A 20,847-nucleotide genomic window follows, 5' to 3' on the forward strand; every position below is an offset into this window, starting at 1 on the left:
AACTGATAACCGTAAATTGATGTACACCAATACGTACATAAAGAGATAAAATTATGACTCATTTTGGAGGTACTGTTTTATGACAACTTACCATTTTATTGGTATTAAGGGGACGGGAATGAGCGCATTGGCACAGATCCTGAATGATTCGGGGGAGAATGTCCAAGGATCTGATATTGAAAAACGCTTCTTTACCCAGGAAGCCCTTGAAAGAAAAAATATACCCATTATGCCTTTTTCAAAGGATAACATTAAAGAAGGGTTGACCATCATCGCAGGCAATGCCTTCAAAGAGGATCACGTGGAAATACAGGAAGCCAAGCGTCTTGGTCTTACGTACTATCGCTATCATGATTTTCTTGGGGAATGGCTGAAACAATACACCAGTATTGCAGTTACAGGTGCACATGGCAAAACATCGACGACCGGTTTGCTTGCGCATGTTCTGAAGGAAACGTACCCAATTTCCTATTTAATCGGTGATGGCTCGGGAATGGGTCATGCAGATAGTAAGTACTTTGCCTTCGAGGCTTGTGAATATCGTCGTCATTTTCTTGCATACGAGCCCGATTATGCGATTATGACCAATATCGACTTTGACCATCCGGATTATTTTCAAAGCATTGACGATGTCATCGATGCTTTTCAGCAAATGGCTTATCAAGTCAAGAAGGGGATTATCGCTTGTGGCGATGATGAATACTTACAAAAGCTGCAGGCAAAAGTACCGGTGCTTTATTATGGGCTATCGGACTCAAATGATTTCCAAGCTAAGAATATTGCAGAAACCGAAGATGGCACTTCTTTTGACGTGTTTGTTCGCAATACTTATTATGATACATTTACGATTCCAGGCTACGGTAATCATCATGTCTTGAATGCGCTTGGAGTTATTGCGCTTTGCCACTATGAAGACATGAAGGCAGAGGATATTAAAAAAATCAGCACCTTTTCAGGAGTTAAACGCCGATTTTCGGAAAAACAGATCGGTACACAGGTGTTAGTGGATGACTATGCACATCATCCAAAGGAAATCGAGGCGACGATTGAATCAGCGCGAAAAAAATATCCAAACAAAACAGTAGTGGGGATTTTTCAACCTCATACTTACACACGCACACAAAAGTTCCTGCAGGAATTTGCCGATAGCTTGAAGCAGGCGGACAAGGTATTTCTTTGTGATATTTTCGGATCTGCCCGGGAAGATAATGGGAATTTGACAATCAACGACCTTATTGAACGGGTTGAAGATGCGTCCCTTTTGGAGTTGGAGCATACAGAGATACTTAGGGAGTATGAGGATAGCGTTCTGGTATTCATGGGGGCTGGGGATATTCAAAAGTTCCAGCAAGCTTATGAAGCAGGACTAAAACATACGAAACAGTAATAAGTTTTTATGCAGACAGGATTTTTATCGTTTTATATCGAATGGATAACAGGGAGAGACATCATTCTCCCTGTTATTTTTTTGCAAGGTATGAGGGGTGAGCTGGCGAGATGTTGTCTGGCTTCAGCGCCAACCCCCTCGAGGTCTTAAGTAAATCTCTGTGTGGCTATGAGCTGATTTTAGCTTACCCATTCAAAATGTACAAAATTTTTGCTGAAAGATGGGTGCCAAAGCCGAAATTTAATCGTTTGATCTCATGAAAACATGCTGATTGCTTTCTTTCCTGCCGTGCTAATAGTAAACTTTAAGTTGTTTAGTTTTGTCGCATTAGGGTATATTGTTCCCATATGAGGAAATGAATATTTCTGTTGGATTCTCATCCAATAAGTGTTTTCCTATTGCAGCAAGCATTTACTAATTACATAAGAAAAGGAGTTGAAGTTACATGGAAAACTTACTTTATATTGCGGCACTGATTGCAGCAATAGCTTTTGCAGTTTTAGTAGTTTATTTAGCGATGGTATTGAAAGCAGCTCAGCGTACACTGAATGACGTTGCTTCCACTTTGGAAGGACTGGAAAAACAGATGGAAGGCATTACAACAGAGAGTACGGCTTTGTTAAATAAAACGAATAAGCTTGCAGAAGATATTAATGATAAGTCTCAAAAGTTAAATACACTTGTTGATGGTGTGAAAGGAATTGGCGAATCTGTCAAAGAATTTAACAATACCATTCGCTCCGTATCCAGCAAAGTAACAGTAGTTGCAGAGCAAAATAAAGAAACAACAGCACAGGCGATGAATTGGGGTACGGTCGTCATGAATTTGTGGAAACAAAGAAAAAACAATAAAAACGTTTAACGGGAGGAATGATGATGGCAAATCAGCCAGATCAAAACCAAAATGTAAATGGGAAAGACTTTCTGATTGGTTCTATAATTGGCGGTGTAGTCGGTGCTTCTGTGGCACTTCTGTTGGCTCCTAAGTCCGGCAGGGAACTCCGTACCTCGTTGAATGAAAACGCCGGTTACGTGAAAGACCGCGCAAACGAGTGGAAAGACGTTGCATACGAAAAAAGCTCTGAGTGGCGGGAAAAGGCTACAGTTAAATCGCAGGATTTAACAAAAATGATGAAAGACACTACCGATTCTTTCAAAAACCGTGGAAAAAATTCGGATGAAGAAGCTGAGAAAGCTGCCGAGGAAGTAGCCCGGGCAATTGAAGAAGCGGCTGATGAAATCGAAAAAGAGCAAGAAGAAAACAAAGCATAATAAAAAAGGCTGCAGCGAGTAATTCATGCTGCAGCCTTTTTGCAGAAGATAAAGATGCATAGCCAAGGTGTTCTAATCCTGCCCTTATTTTTCTAAACGGCAGGTTTGTAGGTTACTCCAAACTGGCAAGGAATTCCGTTACCTTATTGGAAATGCAGGACCAACTCATCGTGAGGCGCTAATTCGTCAAAAAAAGCTGCCGGTTCCCCGTTTTTGTAAATGTGGAAGTTTCCAGTTGCTTCCGATAAATTTACAGTTGCGAATCGAAAAATATCCTGAAAGATAAATGGAGAATGTGGTATTTTTTCGATGGAAAGATGGTCTCCTGGATTGATTGTGTCTTCTTCAGTCAGCTGCCTGCTATTCCTGGTCACCTTTACAGCCGGCTTTTCCAATACTAATTTTTCCTCGTTGAATGTAATGGGAAGATGATACTTCATCTGTAATTGCATTTTTTCCAGGATATGATTGACAGTCGGATTTTGACTGCTAGTGTACGTAATACTGTCCCCGTTTTTGATTTTATCTTCCAGTTTTGCCTGTTGGTTGTTTTTCTGCAAATAAGCTGGAATGTTATCTAGCAGTAGTTGGTTTCCGTTTACAAATACAGTGAAATCTTCTGTACCCTCGAGCCACTCTTCCCGGCCGGCATATATAAGCAGATCTCTAACGGTTTTTACCGTTTCCACCCTAATGTTATCCCGATCCTCCAATTTTGTATCCGGTCCAGCTTCCATGTCGTTAACCAGGATTTTCGTTTCCATTTCAATTTCCGTTCCATTCAGTGATATAGAAGTTTTTGGTATGTCGCCAAGCAGTTCAGCCACCGTTATATCTGGAGGGGAACCATCATTTCCTTTTTCCACCACTAATTTATCACCTTGTTTAATTGCCTCGTCGATTTGTGCAGCCTCGTCGTTAAGCCATAATGTAGGAGGGGTACCGTAACTTCCGGGAATCGTGACTTCTTTTCCATTCACCGACACGATGGCAGCCATGCCCGGCAGCCCATATAATTTATCAACATTGATACCGGCAGCCAGTAAACAGTCTGCAGCAGTAAGCTGCTTCATATCAAATAAGCGTACGGCTCTTTCATTGACCGTCACACTGATGTAATGCACTGGATTTTGTTTAGCTGCTATCGCTATGCCGATAGGTGTTACGTATGCCGGACCGCCAGGAAGACGATCGGTTTTAGTCAAAGCCGGTATTGCCTCGCTTCCTCTTATTGCCACACGGTTTCCCGGCAATTCCAGTTTAGAAGCCAGTCTACTGGTGATTTCTGGCGTTAAGCTTCCGCCTCCCACCAGCATTACCGCCTTTGGAGCGCAATTATTCAGTGTGAGAATTTCAGCTTGAATCGCTTCTGCCAATGCGTCAATATCCTCCGAAATTGCTGTAACAGCCTCTTCATAAGTTATAGTTTGTTCAAAACCCAGTATATCTGTGATGGTAACTTCTTGTTGACTGCTCAATTCCCGTTTCATTTGTTCTGCCTGAGGGAAATCCAAAAGGAAATGCTCGCTAAGCGCTTCAGTTATTTCATCTCCGGCCTTCGGAACCATTCCATAAGCAGAGACGGTTCCGTCGTCTGTCAAAGCAATATCACTTGTACCGGCTCCGATATCTACTAAGGCGACGTTGAGTTTTCTCATAGAAGCCGGGATTAAAACATCTATAGCCGCAATCGGCTCAAGCGTCAATGCTTGCATTTCCAGTCCTGCTCTTGTAAGAGAGGAAATCAAGGATTCGACGACAACCTTTGGCAAAAAGGTGGCGATGATTTCAACCGATGCGGTTTTTCCCTGTTGATCAATAAGGGATCCGATCGTCTGTGCATCTAATTGGTACCGAATCACAGAGTAACCAACACAATAATATTCCGTGCTGGTATCTTCTAAGGCTTCATTAGCCAAGGCATACTGTGCTTTCTGTACGGCAGAAAGCTCTAAAAACAATATATCTTCTTTGCTCATAAGCGGCTGCTGATCAATCTCTTTGGAGACCTGTGTCCTTTTTGTTTTCAATGCTCTTCCGGCTGCAGCCACACATACACTTTTCAAAGGACCATGGCTGTTTTCCAAATGTAGTTTCACTTTTTCAATCGTTTCGGCAACTGCGACGACGTCATGGATTTGCCCATCAAGCATCGCTCGTTCCTGATGCTCTTCCACATAATAATCAATCAGCTCGTAATTTGCGTCTTTTTTCTCTAAAATTAGGCCGATCACGGTCCGTGTCCCTATATCAAGGGAAAATATTTTTTCCGTCATTGTCCGTATCCCCTTCAAGTACTGAATAAAAAATCAAATATACGAAATTTTATAAATCTTACTAATGACAACAAGCAATATTTTAGCTATAATAATCCCTAATTATTAAAAATTAGTACATTATTATTCTATTACCTACTATTATTACATATTCAAGGGGGAGTTTGACAGTGAGTAATGAACAATTAGATCAATTACGAAACAAACTTGATCAGGTGAATCTAGAGATTCTTGAGCTAATCAACAAACGTGCCGAACTGGTTCAGGAGATCGGACAGATAAAAGAAAAACAAGGTGCTTACCGTTTTGATCCAGTACGGGAACGGGCAATGCTTGATTTGATTACCGAACATAACAATGGTCCATTTGAGAACTCCACATTGGAAGCTCTATTCAAGGAGATATTTAAAGCAAGCCTGGAGCTGCAGGAGGATGATCATCGAAAAGCATTGCTTGTATCCAGAAAGAAAAAGCCAGAAGACACGGTTATCAATATTAATGGCGAAAAATTCGGAGATGGCAACCAGCATTTCATTATGGGGCCTTGTGCGGTGGAAAGTTATGAGCAAGTGGCACAGGTAGCTGAAGCTGTCAAAAACCAAGGCTTGAAGTTGTTAAGAGGCGGAGCGTTCAAGCCGCGTACCTCCCCGTATGACTTTCAAGGGCTCGGTTTGGAAGGTCTGCAAATTTTGAAAAGAGTGGCGGATGAATATGGACTTGCGGTGGTAAGTGAAATTGTTAATCCAGCAGATATAGAGAAGGCGGTTGAATACATCGATGTCATCCAAATCGGTGCTCGGAACATGCAGAACTTTGAACTGTTAAAAGCTGCAGGCGAGGTAAATAAACCTGTTCTTCTTAAGCGAGGATTGTCAGCTACGATTTCAGAATTTATAAATGCTGCAGAATACATTATTTCCAAAGGCAACGGCGACATCATCCTTTGTGAGAGAGGAATACGCACGTATGAACGGGCGACCAGGAACACGCTTGATATTACCGCTGTTCCAATTCTTAAACAGGAAACACATTTGCCTGTCATGGTGGATGTTACTCACTCGACTGGTCGCCGGGACTTGCTTTTACCGGCAGCTAAAGCAGCACTTGCAATTGGATCAGACGGTGTAATGGCGGAAGTACATCCAGATCCAGCGGTTGCGCTTTCTGATTCTGCCCAGCAAATGGATATTGAAACATTCAATCGTTTCATGGCAGAATTAAAAAAATAATGTAACCAAGTTTCATCGCTTGGTCATAAAGCCCTTGCCTGCTATTATATGGTGAGGGCTTTATTTTTGTTTAATCGGGTACGTTTTCGTGGAAACTGGTAAAGAAGTGAGCATTTTGTTTGCAAACATTGCGGAACCTTGTAGAGTATCGTATTATTAATGAAAAGCAGTACGAGATATAGGAATAGATATAGGAGGTTTTTACTTATGAATATTACAATATATGATGTAGCACGTGAAGCGAATGTATCCATGGCTACTGTATCAAGGGTTGTCAACGGAAACCCGAATGTCAAGCCTGCAACCAGGAAAAAAGTGTTAAATACCATAGAACGTCTTGGATATCGTCCCAATGCCGTTGCCCGTGGCCTGGCGAGTAAGAAAACAACAACGGTTGGCGCGATCATTCCGGATATATCCAGCATCTTTTTTGCCGAATTAGCCCGCGGAATTGAGGACATCGCCACGATGTATAACTACAATATAATATTGAGCAATTCCGACCAAAACAAAGACAAGGAACTTCATCTTATCAACACAATGCTCGAGAAACAAGTCGATGGGATTGTCTTTATGGGAGGGAAAATCACGGAAGAGCATGTCCAACAATTCAAGACTTCTCCTGTCCCTGTTGCATTAGCTGCGACGATTGATGAGACAGAGTCCACCCCTTCTGTGAATATTGATTATGAACAAGCCGCATATGAAGCGACTTCTTTGTTGTTGGATCATGGAAATGAGCATCCAGCTTTTGTATCGGCACAGGAAGAAACCGAAATCAATAATCAAAAATTCAATGGCTATAAGCGTGCCTTGGAAGAAAAAAATGTAACTTTGAACGAAGAGTATGTTATAAAAGGGGATTATACGTATGATTCCGGTATCGAAGCATTAGAACAACTGATGGCTTTGGGTAAAAAACCAACAAGTATCTTTGTCGCATCAGATGAAATGGCTCTTGGCGTGATACACGGGGCACAGGACAGAGGCTTGAAAGTGCCGGAGGATTTGGAAGTTTTCGGTTTCGACAACACTCGTTTAGCAACGATGGTCCGTCCGACGCTTTCGACAATTGTTCAACCGATGTATGATATTGGTGCTGTTGCAATGCGTTTATTGACAAAATATATGAATAAAGAGGAAGTCACCGAACAGAACATCATTTTGCCGCATCGTATTATTGAGCGAAATTCAACCAAGTCCCAGTAATATCAATTCCTGCAAAACGCATGGGTGGGAATCAGCTTTTATGGCTGCCTTCATTATCTTGTCGAAACAGTTAGTAGAGTGCGGTGCATTAATTAATTGGGGAGAGAGAGTATGAAAAAAAGAGACATCCTGACTCCAGTCGGTATCACGTTGGGTTTTGTCATGCTGATGTTTGGTATTTTAGCGAGCGGAGGAAGTGGAGGAGTCCTTTCCTTCCTTCAAGTTTCATCGATTTTAATTGTGATCGGCGGACTTGCCGCAGCTATATTGATTAACTTCAATCTAGAGCAAATAAAACTTACCAGTCATGTCATGAAAGAAGCTTTTACGAAAAGTGACATAAGTCTGCCAGCATTAATCCGTCTATTCGTCCATCTGTCAGAGAGAGCGAGGAGAGAAGGGTTGCTTGCTTTGGAAAATGAGCTGGAAGAAGTGGATGATCCTTTTCTTAAAAAGGGGATTCTTCTTGCAGTGGATGGGATCGAATCAGAAGTTATTCATGATATCATGCATGCAGAAATCACTGCCTTGGAAGAACGCCACCACAAGGGACGTTTAATTATTGAAAAGGCTGGCGAATATGCACCCGCGTGGGGAATGATTGGAACTCTGATTGGACTTGTACTCATGCTCAATAATCTACAAGATCCCTCTACACTGGGGCCGAATATGGCAGTCGCTTTGTTAACGACTTTTTACGGGACAGTGCTGGCCAATCTGGTATTTATCCCGATGGCAGGGAAATTGGAAAACAAGACGGAGGAAGAAATCTTTTTTAAACAAATTATTATTGAAGGTGTCATCGGAGTGCAATCAGGACAAAATCCGAGAATACTGGAAGAAAAACTGACCGCTTTTCTATCCGATGATGTGAAATACAAGGCAGATGAAGAGGTAGAGAGTTCGATTTTGGGAGATTCCATTCATGAAGCTTAGAAAGAGAAGGCGGAAAGATAAGGGAGCACCGAAATGGATGGTTACATATGCCGATATGGTGACACTGATCCTCGTTTTCTTTATCCTGTTATTTTCCATGTCCCAGATTGATTTAGAGAAATTTGAGGCGTTGGCAGAATCATTCCGCAGTAGTAAGATTTTTGAACAATCACCATCACCGATCCCTATGGAAAATCCTGCTGAAAATACCGATAATAAGCAGTCAGGCTTACAGATGAATGAATCAGATGAAAAAATGGATGAGCAAGATTCTTCTGAACAGGAAAAAGCGGATTCAACGGATGATTTAATGCGTCAGGTGACTGCTTTTCTGGATAAAAATGATTTAAACAATGTGATTACAGCGAATCAAACCGATGACGGAGTTGTCCTGATTCTCCAGGAAAAAGTCTTATTCGAGTCTGGGGAAGCCGATATTATCGACGATGGAGAAGTACTGTTGGACAAGGTTGATATTTTGTTAAGCAATATTTCCAATGCTGTCAGGATAGAAGGACACACAGACAACCGTCCAATTTCGAATTATCGATTTCCGTCCAACTGGGAATTATCAGCTGCAAGAGCAAGTCGGGTGGTCCGGTATTTGATCAATAACGGCGATGTGGAAAAAGAACGTTTCAGTGCTGCAGGTTATGGTGATACTCGTCCGCTTGTACCAAATGATTCTTCAGCTAACTGGGCCAAGAATCGTCGCGTGGAAATTGTCTTGCTTCAGGAAACGGATGAATAGAACTAGCAAGAAAGATTTAGTTATTTACGGAAACCCGAGCCCGAATTTAGGCTCGGGTTTTACTATGGACAAATATCAACCATTTCCCTTAAAAGAAGCAACTGGCGCATTAGATAGAAACTGCGACATAGTTTGAATTAGTCTACCTAATTTTTTTTAAATATTTAGTTGGAGTCTGACGCTGCGGAAATACCCTGCGCTTCCCGCGGGCGGCTGGTGAACTTCCTCGAGCTTGCGCTCTGCGGGATTTCACCGATGCATTTCCTCCGCTGAGAACAGCTTCCTGTTTATAAACGAGTGTACTAGACATTTTTCTCTTGAATCACTTGGTACTGCATATAACTAGGAAAACAAGGAGAAAGTCCAAGAGAAGGAGAAAAGCCGGAACCCTACCTGTTTTTTATGAAGAAAAATACTCGTTTCCTGATATGGGTTTCAAAATAAAAGTTTCTACGCTAGCGTTAATCAACATGCTTCTTAGCGCAGGAAATTTACGTAGACTCCTGCGGGAAAAGCGCGAGCTGAAGATCCACTTGGTAAAGCGGTTTTCTTTACCAAGTTAGCTGAAGCCGTGCCAGCGGAAAGCAAAGTATGCTCCCGAAGCGTTGGCTAATACTCTTTTTGAATAGGCAATGAAACCTCTTATTACAGTTACTGCGCAGTTTAATTTACTGTGAAAAACATTCTTATTATAAAAGCATTTTCAATTGTGTTGCTGTGAAAAGGCTTTTTCAACTATTGTTATACTGCTGCTTATTTCTGCAATATTGCAGGCATTGATTAAGTGTCAGCCGGTTTTTTTCCGTGATTTCCTGTTTACGGGGGATTGGTTTGTATATCCCCGCTTCGTCTTGCCAATTGTCAGGAAGCGAAACCGGAGACATCCTTTCCCATTTTCCTTTCCATTCAGCAGGAAGGGGGCCAGTCAAAATGTCCCCTGTCATCATGACACTCCATAGCTGCCCCCATACTCGAGGTACCACCCGCCAGATATCGTACCCGCCGCCTCCTAAGCCGATCCATTTGCCGCCACAATATTGCTCGGCGATCTCTTTCGCCAATCTGGGAATAACTTCAAATGTCTTCGTTGTGGAACACAAGTGGGTAAGCGGATCGTAACAATGTGCGTCGGCACCGTTTTGGGTGATAATGATATCAGGTTGAAAATATTCGGCCACTTCTTTGAAAGCGGATTCATAGAGAGATATAAAAGATTCATCTTCTGTAAAAGCATCGACAGGGAGATTGAACGTATATCCATAGCCATTTTTAACACCACGTTCACTCGTGCTTCCCGTACCTGGGAATAAGTATCTGCCTGTTTCATGAATGGATAGTGTACAGACCTCCGGATCATGATAAAAGAAGGATTGTACGCCATCTCCATGATGGGCATCGGTATCTACGTATAAAACCCGTAAGCCATAGTGCTCGCGGATATACTTGATTGCAACCGCAGCATCGTTGTAAATACAAAAACCGGAAGCCTTCCGTTTAAATCCGTGATGCAGTCCACCGCCTAAATTCAATGCTTGAGGAGCCCGGTTGTTCAGTACACTGTCTATTGCTGTCAATGTACCGCCTACTAACAATGAAGCAGCCTCATGCATGCCGGAGAACATAGGGGTATCCTCAGTGCCTAATCCAAATTGCCATGCTTCCTCTTGTTGTAACTGCCCGTTTCCTGCCTGTTTGACGGCCTCTATGTACCGGGGGTCATGGACTAGGGCTAATTCATCTTCTTTAGCCAGTCTTGGCGTAACAATCTGATGATCAAATAGCCTGCCTTCCGCTTCTAAGAGTTCCTTTGTCATAACGACCCTTTGTTGGTTGAATGGATGGTCGGCATTGAAATGATAGTCCGTATAAGCGGTTGAATATATAAATACTGGTTCTCGCTTCATAAGGCAGGATCCTCTGCATCAGGACCAAGCACTTGATAACCAGCTGCTTTTAAGTCAGCTTTTATTGGAAGCGGGTTCATTGTTTGAAAACGAAAAACGAGGATCTTATACTGGCGATCACTTTTGTATGGATAAATCAGTACCGAGGTAATATTCACTTTTCGTTTGCCGAAAATATTTGCCACTTCGGGAAGAATTCCGGCTCTGTCGGGTACTTTCACCTCTAATTGAGAACTTTGTACATTTGTACCAGTCAATTGAATCAGTGTGTACAGCATGTCTTTTTCCGTAACGATTCCAACAAGCTTATTCTCACTGACCACAGGTACGCATGCGAATTCCTGTTCATAGAAAATCGCTGCTATTTCTTCTACAAAATCAAGCGGGTGAACCGTCACTACAGGGGTGCTCATGATTGTATGAATCGGGTTATATAATTCATCAGAAGCGTGGTCTTGTTGAAAAATAGATGGACTGGCGTCACGGACATCCCGATCTGAGACGATGCCAACGACCTGTTTCCCGCTATTCACTATCGGGATATGCCGGATGGGATGCTCGTTCAAAATTTTCAAGGCTTCGGCTATGGTTGATTTGGGAGTCAACGTGATTACTTTCGTTTTCATGATTTCTTCTACAAGCATGTTAGATTCCCTCCCTTAAAGAACGGTACTTTTCCCTCTGTAAAAAGCGCAGCTTGTCGAACTGTTCAATCGAGCTTTTCGGTACATTTTTGCCAATTCGCACCATCAAGCAATTTGCAGGATGGGAAACAATTTCCGGGTCGTCTGTCGGGGCAGGGGTCAGTCCACCCGCATACATCATTTTCTCCATTACCTTCCGATAATTCCAGACGCTTAATTTTGTTCCTTTTAAATCCCAGTGCCAGTAATATTCTGTTGAAATAATAATATAATTCTCCATTTCTTCATCGAGCATGGAGACGCTTAAAAGGTGAGAACCAATCTTGTTTCCTCGGTAATCTGCTGCTATTTCAATAGCGCCAAGTTCAATCAAATCGTCCATATTGAACTCAGACCAGCGTTCAAGCGGATCGGGATACAAATAAGTAACATATCCAATGATTGTGTCCGCAGTCCTTGCAATAACAATACGACCTTCTGGGAAATCGGCAATATCCTGTAATGCTTCAAATTGTTTAGGAGCAGGACGGAAAGCGCTAAGTCCTTCATGGAAATGGTAAGCTTTTAAAGCAGAAGAAGGGAGTGGGCCTTCTACAATTATATTTCCCTGCTCTGTATCCAATTGCAGGGAATGGTAGTTTTTATCATGCTTCACCGTGTCACCACCTGAATGTTCAATGTATATTTTCATTATACAGGAACTGCAAGTGTTTAAAAACAAGAATGATAGACATACATCCACTAGTCGTTTAGAAAAGAGAGTCAATATACTACTTGGCAGCTTTAATCTAATTAGGCGAAAGATAGGCTATCCCAGTAAACTAAGCAGATGTTAGCTGAGGCAATTTACGCAGTGCTGGATTAGCATACTTCTAATCCTATCTTGAACAGAAAACATGATAAAATAGCCTGCAATTTATTCTCTTTGTTTGGTCGATGAAAAAATGTATTCAGGACTTCCGACCTAAAAGGAAAACCACCAGCATGATACCAACATGCTGGTGGTTTTTTCGAAACCGAAGGGCCTTTGGGATGTCTCATTTGACCACTATTCTTCTGGTTGCTCTGAATCATCTTCTTGTTCATTCTGCTGATTGTCTTGGTCCTCAGTTTGATCATCGTTTTCCTGTTCGTTACTATCTGACTGCTGTTCCGCTTCATCATCAGAAGAAGATTCGTCCTGCTTTTCCTTGTCTTCTTCCTGTTTCTTTTTTTCTTTTTTATCTTTGTCCATTTTCTCATCAGCTTTCTTGTCTTTCGATTCATCCTTCAATTTTCCGATTTGAATCGTTTTGGAAGCGGAGGATTCCCTGCCGAAGTAGTCCACTGCTTTTACCTGATAGACTGCTCCTTTACTTGGAACAGTAAAGCTTGAATCGGTTGTATTCCCGATTAAACTAAACGGTCCATCTTTACTTTCTGCACGGAATATTCGATAGCCGACTACATCATTGCTTGATGACTTTTTCCACTTAAGCTTTGTTCCGCTATTAGATAAGGAAGACGGCGGCGCAGGGGCTTTTCCGTCATCAGAGATATCGGAAGAAGCACTGCTTCCTGCCGTAAACGATACCTTATCCCATGCTCCTCCCGCATTTCTTGGCTTTAATACGGATAAGTCACTTAATGTGTCATACATGTTTACCTCGAGCCAATCCGGATTCAAGGACACGCCGTCACCATCGGTGAATTCAGATGGCGATTTATCTCCGGCCTTCACGGACTTCCCATCAACCTTAACAAAATCACCGCTAACAAGACTGTTATCTTCTTCGTCTGGGGCAAATTTACTGTTGAATATATCAGAGCCCACTAATCCGATATCTTTACATAAATCGGAAGGAGACATCCCGGAAGTACGGCAGAAAGAACGTTCTACAATATTATCGGGTCTGTCGAATTTGTTGTCGGGAGCCATCAGGCTCGGATCGATCTCGGTAGCTGCATTGACCAGTTCGGACCATAAACCGATGTTCCGATTGCTGTATCCTGTGCTACACGGATATTGAGCGTTACAAGTCAATTCTTTTGGTGTATCATAACCGATCCAGGTTCCCATCGTTACATTTGGGTTGGTGGCTACAAACCATGCGTCCCACCAATCAACGGAGGTACCTGTCTTGCCGGCCCAGTCGACGCTTCGGTTGGATAAACGGGATTGCGTATAGGTAGCTGTTCCGCTTGTTAGTACATCCCGCATCATATCCACAGTCAGATAATTGGTTTGCGGCGTGAAAACGTCGACCGGCTTGCTTTCATGCTCGTATAGAACGTCTCCGTCTTTTGTTTCTATTTTATCGATCATGTAAGCATCGACAAACTTTCCATTGTTTCCAAAAGTGGAGAAAGCATTTACGTTTTCTTCTACGGTGACCCCTTCACCCAGGGAACCAATTGCTAAAGAAGCATTGGTGTGATCCTCTTCTGTAAGAGAGGAGAAGCCCATTTTTTCCAGGTAGTTGGTTGCCGGATCGCTGGAGACAATTTCCTGATACGTCGTAGCGGCCGGAATATTGTAAGACTTTTTCAGTGCCTCCCTCGCTGTAACAAGTCCATGTGTTGTACCTGTGTAGTTCTTTGGCCAATTTTTCGGAAGCTGTGGATATCTTGCATTTAAATGGTGATCAAGAACAATCGATCCCGGCTGGATCACACCAGCTTCCATAGCAGGTCCATAAACTAATAGTGGTTTCATGGTACTTCCGTTGTTACGCAACGTGTCTGTCGCATGGTTTACTTCTGAAGTATCGTATCCCCGCCCGCCGAGGAAACTGATGATCTTTCCACTGCTGTTTTCAATCAGCATTCCAGCAGCCTGGACTGGTTCCATAATGGTTGTTTCTTCACCAGTTTCGGGATCAATTACAGTTTGCGGCTTATCAGGGCCGTAATTATCATACTCCTCGCCAATTTTTTGGAAGGCATCATAGATTTTTTTGTTGATGGTCGTATGAATCTTGTATCCTTTCCGTCGTAAATTCCTGTCTGCTAGAATACTATATTCTTCCTGAAGTGAGTCGTTGCCGGCAATGTCTTCTTCTGTGTAACCATCTTGCTCCGCAAGCTGCTTCATGATGATATCCTTGGCACGTTCTTCCACTTCATTAGTCAAGTAAGGATACTTGTCCAAAGGAGTAGGTGTAGGCTCTGTGAAGTCAGCAGTGATATCGTAGTCAGCTGCTTTCTCATATTCGTCCTGGGTGATATACCCGGCTTCCAGCATTCTGTTCAGGACGGTCTGCATCCGATTCAAGCCAGGCTGAAGCGCATCTTCATCTTTTATTTCTCCCGTATTGGTAAAAGGTGTGTAGTAGGATGGACTCTGCGGGAGACCGGCGATGAATGCTGCCTGTGCAAGATTGATTTCGCTTGCTTTCACACCGAAAATACCCTGTGCTGCTGTTTCGATCCCTGCAATATTGTCTCCCGATGCGTTTCTGCCAAACGGGACAATGTTAAGATAGGCTTCCAAAATTTCATCCTTGCTAAGTGATTTTTCCAATCGCATGGCCAAGAGTATTTCTTTAGCCTTTCTTTCAAAGGACACTTCGTTGGTGAGAATTTGGTTTTTGATTAACTGCTGGGTCAGCGTACTTCCACCGGTCTTAACTGATGAATTTGTCGCTTCCTGATAAATAGCGCGTAAAATCGCTTTGGGGACAACGCCGTTGTGTGTTTCAAATTCGGAGTCCTCCGTGGCGATGATGGCATCCTTTACATAATCAGATACCTTGTCTAGACTGGTTTCCTCCCGGTACAAATCAGAGCGGATGTTTCCTAAGTATTTGTTATCAGCAAAGTATAATTCCGATGTTTCTTCATAGTTATATATTTCTTCTTTCATGTTTTCAGCTGATCTTACCGGTTCATCCTTAACAAGTGAGGCAAAGTATCCGGCTCCCGTACCACCTGCAAAAAACAGTCCGATACATCCGATGATGATAAAGAAGAGCATGATATTCCAAACAACATCGTAGGTGATTCGAAAGCTTTTCTGAATCTTACCTGCCTGCCACCATTCCTTCAGTTTATCTCTATATTTGACCGCAAAATTTTTCAGATTCACAGCAAAACCTCCTAAATATCAATCTATATTATAGCACAGCAGTCAACTTAATCGCAGGCATTCCTCCATATATTATTGCATTTACCCAAAAGATATGGTATTAATGTATCATTAGTAAATAAAATGTAATATTTTCAGAACTTCTGAAATGTAACAGCGAAGAAGGAATGAAGTAGTGGATTGTTCCCTGTTGTCAGAGAGCTGCCGGATGCTGAAAGGCAGTACAAAACAAATTCATGAATTACGTTCTGGAGTTTCTCCTGCGAAACCAGGAGACGGCTTGCCTGGCCGTTATCGAATCAAGTGGCATTCTTTGGAATGCAACAAGGGTGGTACCGCGAACAACTTCGTCCCTTTTTTTGGGGAGGAGGTTTTTTTGTTTGTCTTGCTTTTTAGTTAGTCCATTTAGCCAATAGTTGAAGAAGGAGTGTAAAGCATGGATATTTTAGAAGATTTGCAAATGCGGGGTCTTGTGCAACAGACCACCGACGAAGAAGGATTGAAAAAACATTTAGAGGAAAATGTGGTCACCTTATACTGCGGATTTGATCCTACAGCTGACAGTCTGCATATAGGACATTTGCTTCCTGTTATCATGCTGAAAAGGTTTCAGCTGGCTGGACACCGTCCGATTGCCTTAATTGGCGGTGGTACCGGTATGATTGGAGACCCGAGCGGCCGTTCTACGGAAAGAACGTTAAATGAAGCAGAGGTTGTAAAAGGGTTTAGTGAAAAAATCAAACAACAGCTTGCTAAATTGCTTAATTTTGAGCAAGGGGAGAATGCGGCGGCAGCGCGAGATAATTTCGAGTGGCTGTCCAAAATGACCATAATTGACTTCCTGAGGGATACTGGAAAGCACTTCGGTATCAATTACATGCTCGCCAAGGAGTCCGTTGAATCCCGGATCCAGAATGGTATATCTTTTACTGAATTCAGCTACATGATTTTGCAATCCCTTGACTTTCAGAATCTTTATGAAAAAGAGAACTGTACGCTACAAATCGGCGGAAGTGATCAATGGGGAAATATCACCGCAGGAATGGAACTGATTCGCAGAACACGCGAGGACGAGGAAACAGAGGCAAAGGTTTTCGGTTTGACGATGCCATTGATCACCAAAGCGGATGGAACCAAGTTTGGTAAGACAGCAGGCGGAGCTGTATGGCTAGATCCGGATAAAACATCTCCGTACGAATTCTACCAGTTTTGGATCAATACAGATGACCGGGATGTGATGAAATTCCTCAAATATTTCACATTTATGGAACAAGAGGAGTTGCAGTCACTGGAAAAAGAGCTCGAGACAGCGCCAGAAAAACGTACTGCCCATACAAGGCTTGCCGAAGAAATGACGGAGATGGTCCATGGCAATGATGCGCTTGATCAAGCGAAGCGGATTTCCAGCGCTTTATTCAATGGAGATATTAAGTCTTTGAATGCTGAAGAAATCGAACAGGGCTTCAAGGACGTCCCTTCTTACACCAAAACAAAAGAAGATGCCAACATCGTCGAGCTTCTGGTGGAAGCGGGAATTTCTTCTTCGAAAAGGCAAGCCAGGGAGGATGTCAAAAACGGGGCTATTTACATCAACGGCGACAGACAGCAGGACTTAGACAAAGCCATAGGAGCGGAAGATCGTATCGACGATCGCTTTACCATCATAAGAAGAGGAAAGAAAAAGTACTTTTTGATTCGCTTTCAATGATTGACTTTCATAAGAGCAGACAGTTCTTGGAAACTGTCTGCTTTTTCAATAGGGGAGGGATACGGAGAAGGTGAATTTAGAGAGGGTAATTCTGCAATTTTATACTATAAGCCAGTTCATATTAAGATGTAAGATTACATGAGAATAGGTGAAATCTGGGCTTCTTTAGTGTGAAGAAGTATTGCGAGGCACCTTTGAGGGTGTGACTTTCGTATAACCCTAAAATTTATTCTTGAACTAATTAGAAACATAAGAAGAACAAAGAACAAAACATGTTCGTGAACGGCCCAAACGATAATGTGGAAAATAAAGGAGACTATCACGTTTATCAGCTGACCGTATTTGACGAGTGCGCTGTAAATATGTTTGGTTAGAATATACATAAAGGAAAGGTTTGGATCTTGAATAAGCATTTTGCAAGCTATCCTTTTTTCCAAGTCGGTGCATTATGGTTAAATAAAATGCAAAAGCCCTTGAAACGTTGATCCAACAACATTTCAAGGGCTCTTTGTATGTTAATCTCCAAATTATCCCGATTAACGAGAGTAGAATTCAACGATAAGTGCTTCGTTGATTTCTGCTGGAAGTTCAGAACGTTCAGGGTAACGAGTGTAAGTTCCTTCCAAAGCATCTTCATTGAAAGATAGGTATTCAGGAACAAAGTTGTTCGTTTCCACAGCTTCTTTAACGATATTAAGACTTTGTGATTTTTCACGAAGACCAATCACTTGTCCTGGTTTCACTCGGTAAGAAGCAATGTCCACTCTTCCGCCATCGACGGTAACGTGACCGTGACTTACGAGCTGGCGTGCTTGTCTGCGAGTGCGGGCAAGACCCAGACGATAAACAAGGTTATCCAAACGGGATTCAAGAAGGATCATGAAGTTTTCACCATGGATACCTTTCATCTTTCCAGCTTGGTCAAACAAGCGGCGGAATTGTCGTTCGTTAATTCCGTACATGAAGCGAAGCTTTTGCTTCTCTTGCAATTGAAGACCATATTCAGATAGTTTGCGGCGCTGGTTAGCACCATGTTGACCTGGAGCGTAAGGACGCTTATCTAGTTCCTTACCAGTACCAGTTAAAGAAATTCCAAGACGACGAGACTTTTTCCATACAGGACCTGTATAGCGAGCCATTGTACATCTTCTCCTTTATATATAAGATTTGCATAAAATAAGACAGTGTGTTCCCAATCGCTGCCCATTTTGTTTTCATGTACCATCGCTCCAGCAGCAGAGAGTTACACGATACACCTTACTTGTTGTAAGGAACAAAATGAAACAGTCGGAGGTTCACGAAGGCTACCTTTTTTACACAAAGTCCATTATAGTTTTTTTGATTAGAGAAGTCAAGGAATGATTGCTTGGATACAAATATTCGGAATAATTCTAGGAAATAAGTAGGAAAAGCATGTTTAATCATATATAATTAGGATATATCTCCTATATCACTTACTAGATGGAAACATGATTATATCATATTTACAATTAATTTTTGAACAGTTAGAAGAGAACATAACATTCCAGGCACTTCCGTATTTTCGGTAGGCTGCCGTACTAATGATAGGTGAGAATTTATGGATATCAACAATAGATTATCGAGGTGTGAAAGCTGGTACCGCATGCTCGATATGTTCATGCAAGAAAATACCCCTTCCATTGATGAGGTAATTAAAAAAATTTGTGAGAAAGTAAAGCAATTTATACCTGTACAATATACGGGCATCTATTATTATGATGCATGGAAAAATGGATATAGCTTGAAAACTGATGATTCTGCACTTGAAAAAATGGCAGTAGAAACACTTCCAGCTTCCATAGTGGCTAAAGAAGATCCCTGGGAGGCTGGAAAAGAGTTGTTCCTTTCTACGTCTTCTCTTCAGGCCATGCTGATTCCTTTACGAGATGAAGAAAAAAAGGTCGGCTTCCTTTTTACAGCAGCAGATTACTTTTCGGATTGGTGCCGGCGGGAAGCGAATTCCATAGCAGAAGAGATTTCAGGTCAACTTCGCGCATTATCCAATTACATACATACCGCGAAAACCAATTACAATAATCAGATACTATACCAGGTTACGTCTTCATTTCATGCTTCTATTAATACGAAAGAGGTATTGGAAGAAGTTATTGCCACATTGAAGGATGTTTATCCCGGGTTTGATTATTATTTATTCCTGTCGCAGGAGTTCCCCGGGGCGGATGATCTGCCTACTAAAGAATTGATTTATAATGACAATGTGACCAACAGAGTTAGCGTCCATGCCTTCCTTACTGGTGATGTTCAATACGAGCAATTAGCGGAAGCTTGCGAATCAAATTTGTATATTCCGCTCAAAGGTAAGCAAGGGGTTTATGGTGTTTTGCAAATTTGTGCTTCCACTGTTATTACCTTCCCTGCTGAAGATGTGGAATTTATCTCCTTATTGGCGAATGAAGCTGGAAACGCTATGGAGAATGCCCGTCTTTATCAACAGTCTAAACAACTAATCGAGGACCTTCAATTAATTAATGAAACGTCCCATACATTGAATTCAAACTTGCGATTAATTGAAACAACCACTTTTATGAATCGGCAAATCAAGGATAAATTCGGTGCAGAAGAAATCGGATTCATTCTTTTTAAAGAAGACAGCCAGGATGAATACGAAGTCTTAGACGGAAGTACGGATTACTTTTTATCCAGAAGTGCGAAACAATTCCTTGGCAATACCCTAGAACTTCTTAAAAGGCAACATGATGCTGTGTTCATTGGCGATTTTTCCATTAAGTATCCGGAAATACGTTTGCCTTATCATTCGGTTATGGCAATACCGATGGTACAATCGAAACAAGTCAAAGGAGCTATTTTTGTACTCCATCCAGATGCATACTATTTCTCTTTTGAAGCATTCAAGCTGATCCAATCACTTGTCCATCATTCCACGCTGGCTTTTGTCAATTCGATGCTTCGAGAACAACTGGAACACCTGGTCATTACCGATTATCTCACCAGTCTTTATTCGAGAAAATATTTGGATGAACGGCTTCAGGAACACTTGTCGGAGGACGAACAAGGTGCTTTTTTATTAATAGATATCGATGACTTTAAAAAATTCAACGACACATACGGACACGAACTGGGAGATGAACTAATCATTCAAGTTGCCACGATTATAAAAGGGCATTTAGGTGCGGAAGATTTTGCCGCCAGATGGGGAGGCGAAGAACTTGCCGTTTATCTTCCGAACGCTTCCACAGAGGATGGCATGGATACAGCTCACCAGTTAGTCAAGCAAGTTGAAGCTTTTACAGAGCCTACCGTCACCATATCGATTGGTGTGTCTTATTGGAATAAAGGGCAGGAACAACATTCGGACAATGTATTTGACAGGGCGGACGAAGCACTGTATCAGGCAAAGGAGCTGGGGAAAAACTGCGTAGTCAAAGCCAAGTGCATCGGAGAGCCAAAGTAAGGCTGGTCTAC

Annotated in this window: 15 protein-coding genes and 1 other annotated feature; of the genes, 9 read left to right on the forward strand and 6 right to left on the reverse strand. The window is 42.2% G+C overall.

The window, feature by feature from the left end; translation table 11 throughout:
- Positions 1-79: 79 nt before the first annotated feature.
- The 3 genes from murC (at position 80) to BLR82_RS18960 (ending at position 2,659) form a co-directional block, all read left to right on the forward strand.
- Positions 80-1,387 (forward strand): UDP-N-acetylmuramate--L-alanine ligase, encoded by a 1,308-nt coding sequence (gene murC, locus BLR82_RS18950; protein ID WP_074601009.1) that lies wholly within the window; start codon positions 80-82, stop codon positions 1,385-1,387.
- Between the two features lie 445 nt (positions 1,388-1,832).
- On the forward strand, positions 1,833-2,249 hold the full coding sequence (locus BLR82_RS18955) for a DUF948 domain-containing protein (protein ID WP_026569673.1): 417 nt from the start codon (positions 1,833-1,835) through the stop codon (positions 2,247-2,249).
- 14 nt (positions 2,250-2,263) lie between these two features.
- Positions 2,264-2,659 carry a YtxH domain-containing protein gene (locus BLR82_RS18960; RefSeq protein WP_083334954.1) on the forward strand — a complete coding sequence of 132 codons (396 nt, stop codon included), beginning with the start codon at positions 2,264-2,266 and terminating at the stop codon, positions 2,657-2,659.
- Between the two features lie 143 nt (positions 2,660-2,802).
- On the opposite strand, the gene BLR82_RS18965 is transcribed toward BLR82_RS18960, so the two are convergent.
- Complete coding sequence (locus BLR82_RS18965; RefSeq protein WP_074601011.1) at positions 2,803-4,935, reverse strand: cell division protein FtsA; 2,133 nt, start codon at positions 4,933-4,935, stop codon at positions 2,803-2,805.
- A gap of 170 nt (positions 4,936-5,105) precedes the next feature.
- On the opposite strand from BLR82_RS18965, the gene BLR82_RS18970 reads away from it, so the two are divergent.
- From BLR82_RS18970 to motS, 4 genes are all read left to right on the forward strand, one after another.
- Positions 5,106-6,164 (forward strand): bifunctional 3-deoxy-7-phosphoheptulonate synthase/chorismate mutase, encoded by a 1,059-nt coding sequence (locus BLR82_RS18970; protein ID WP_074601012.1) that lies wholly within the window; start codon positions 5,106-5,108, stop codon positions 6,162-6,164.
- Positions 6,165-6,371: 207 nt separating this feature from the next.
- Complete coding sequence (ccpA, locus tag BLR82_RS18975; RefSeq protein ID WP_074601013.1) at positions 6,372-7,373, forward strand: catabolite control protein A; 1,002 nt, start codon at positions 6,372-6,374, stop codon at positions 7,371-7,373.
- A gap of 111 nt (positions 7,374-7,484) precedes the next feature.
- Entirely contained in the window at positions 7,485-8,309 is an 825-nt protein-coding gene (gene motP / locus BLR82_RS18980) for a flagellar motor protein MotP (RefSeq protein WP_074601014.1), read from the forward strand.
- Positions 8,299-9,060 (forward strand): flagellar motor protein MotS, encoded by a 762-nt coding sequence (motS, locus tag BLR82_RS18985; RefSeq protein WP_074601015.1) that lies wholly within the window; start codon positions 8,299-8,301, stop codon positions 9,058-9,060. The genes motP and motS overlap by 11 nt, the downstream gene beginning before the upstream one ends.
- A 731-nt stretch (positions 9,061-9,791) precedes the next feature.
- Here motS and BLR82_RS18990 read toward each other — a convergent pair.
- The 4 genes from BLR82_RS18990 to BLR82_RS19005 form a co-directional block, all read right to left on the reverse strand.
- The gene (locus tag BLR82_RS18990) at positions 9,792-10,964 is read right to left on the reverse strand and encodes an acetoin utilization protein AcuC (protein WP_074601016.1); all 1,173 of its coding nucleotides are present in this window, start codon (positions 10,962-10,964) and stop codon (positions 9,792-9,794) included.
- Positions 10,961-11,608 carry an acetoin utilization AcuB family protein gene (locus BLR82_RS18995; protein ID WP_074601017.1) on the reverse strand — a complete coding sequence of 216 codons (648 nt, stop codon included), beginning with the start codon at positions 11,606-11,608 and terminating at the stop codon, positions 10,961-10,963. The genes BLR82_RS18990 and BLR82_RS18995 overlap by 4 nt, the downstream gene beginning before the upstream one ends.
- Position 11,609: 1 nt before the next feature.
- Positions 11,610-12,263, reverse strand: coding sequence for a GNAT family N-acetyltransferase (locus BLR82_RS19000; protein ID WP_074601018.1), 654 nt, complete (start codon positions 12,261-12,263; stop codon positions 11,610-11,612).
- Positions 12,264-12,656: 393 nt separating this feature from the next.
- On the reverse strand, positions 12,657-15,674 hold the full coding sequence (locus tag BLR82_RS19005) for a transglycosylase domain-containing protein (protein ID WP_074601019.1): 3,018 nt from the start codon (positions 15,672-15,674) through the stop codon (positions 12,657-12,659).
- 150 nt (positions 15,675-15,824) lie between these two features.
- Positions 15,825-16,032, forward strand: a binding site (T-box leader).
- 78 nt (positions 16,033-16,110) lie between these two features.
- On the opposite strand from BLR82_RS19005, the gene tyrS reads away from it, so the two are divergent.
- Positions 16,111-17,382 (forward strand): tyrosine--tRNA ligase, encoded by a 1,272-nt coding sequence (gene tyrS / locus BLR82_RS19015; protein ID WP_074601021.1) that lies wholly within the window; start codon positions 16,111-16,113, stop codon positions 17,380-17,382.
- 536 nt (positions 17,383-17,918) lie between these two features.
- On the opposite strand, the gene rpsD is transcribed toward tyrS, so the two are convergent.
- On the reverse strand, positions 17,919-18,521 hold the full coding sequence (gene rpsD, locus BLR82_RS19025; protein WP_074601023.1) for a 30S ribosomal protein S4: 603 nt from the start codon (positions 18,519-18,521) through the stop codon (positions 17,919-17,921).
- A 440-nt stretch (positions 18,522-18,961) separates the two neighbouring features.
- Here rpsD and BLR82_RS19030 point away from each other — a divergent pair, with 440 nt between their 5' ends.
- Positions 18,962-20,836, forward strand: coding sequence for a sensor domain-containing diguanylate cyclase (locus BLR82_RS19030; protein WP_245693896.1), 1,875 nt, complete (start codon positions 18,962-18,964; stop codon positions 20,834-20,836).
- Positions 20,837-20,847 lie beyond the last annotated feature (11 nt).

Origin of the sequence: Sediminibacillus halophilus (assembly GCF_900103695.1) — a bacterium.
GTDB lineage: Bacteria > Bacillota > Bacilli > Bacillales > Amphibacillaceae > Sediminibacillus > Sediminibacillus halophilus.

Bases quoted from the DNA above. Each gene is read 5' to 3' on its own strand.
- murC (WP_074601009.1), top strand. From the start codon at position 80: ATGACAACTTACCATTTTATTGGTATTAAGGGGACGGGAATGAGCGCA.
- BLR82_RS18955 (WP_026569673.1), top strand. From the start codon at position 1,833: ATGGAAAACTTACTTTATATTGCGGCACTGATTGCAGCAATAGCTTTT.
- BLR82_RS18960 (WP_083334954.1), top strand. From the start codon at position 2,264: ATGGCAAATCAGCCAGATCAAAACCAAAATGTAAATGGGAAAGACTTT.
- BLR82_RS18965 (WP_074601011.1), bottom strand. From the start codon at position 4,935: ATGACGGAAAAAATATTTTCCCTTGATATAGGGACACGGACCGTGATC.
- ccpA (WP_074601013.1), top strand. From the start codon at position 6,372: ATGAATATTACAATATATGATGTAGCACGTGAAGCGAATGTATCCATG.
- motP (WP_074601014.1), top strand. From the start codon at position 7,485: ATGAAAAAAAGAGACATCCTGACTCCAGTCGGTATCACGTTGGGTTTT.
- motS (WP_074601015.1), top strand. From the start codon at position 8,299: ATGAAGCTTAGAAAGAGAAGGCGGAAAGATAAGGGAGCACCGAAATGG.
- BLR82_RS18990 (WP_074601016.1), bottom strand. From the start codon at position 10,964: ATGAAGCGAGAACCAGTATTTATATATTCAACCGCTTATACGGACTAT.
- BLR82_RS18995 (WP_074601017.1), bottom strand. From the start codon at position 11,608: ATGCTTGTAGAAGAAATCATGAAAACGAAAGTAATCACGTTGACTCCC.
- tyrS (WP_074601021.1), top strand. From the start codon at position 16,111: ATGGATATTTTAGAAGATTTGCAAATGCGGGGTCTTGTGCAACAGACC.
- rpsD (WP_074601023.1), bottom strand. From the start codon at position 18,521: ATGGCTCGCTATACAGGTCCTGTATGGAAAAAGTCTCGTCGTCTTGGA.
- BLR82_RS19030 (WP_245693896.1), top strand. From the start codon at position 18,962: ATGGATATCAACAATAGATTATCGAGGTGTGAAAGCTGGTACCGCATG.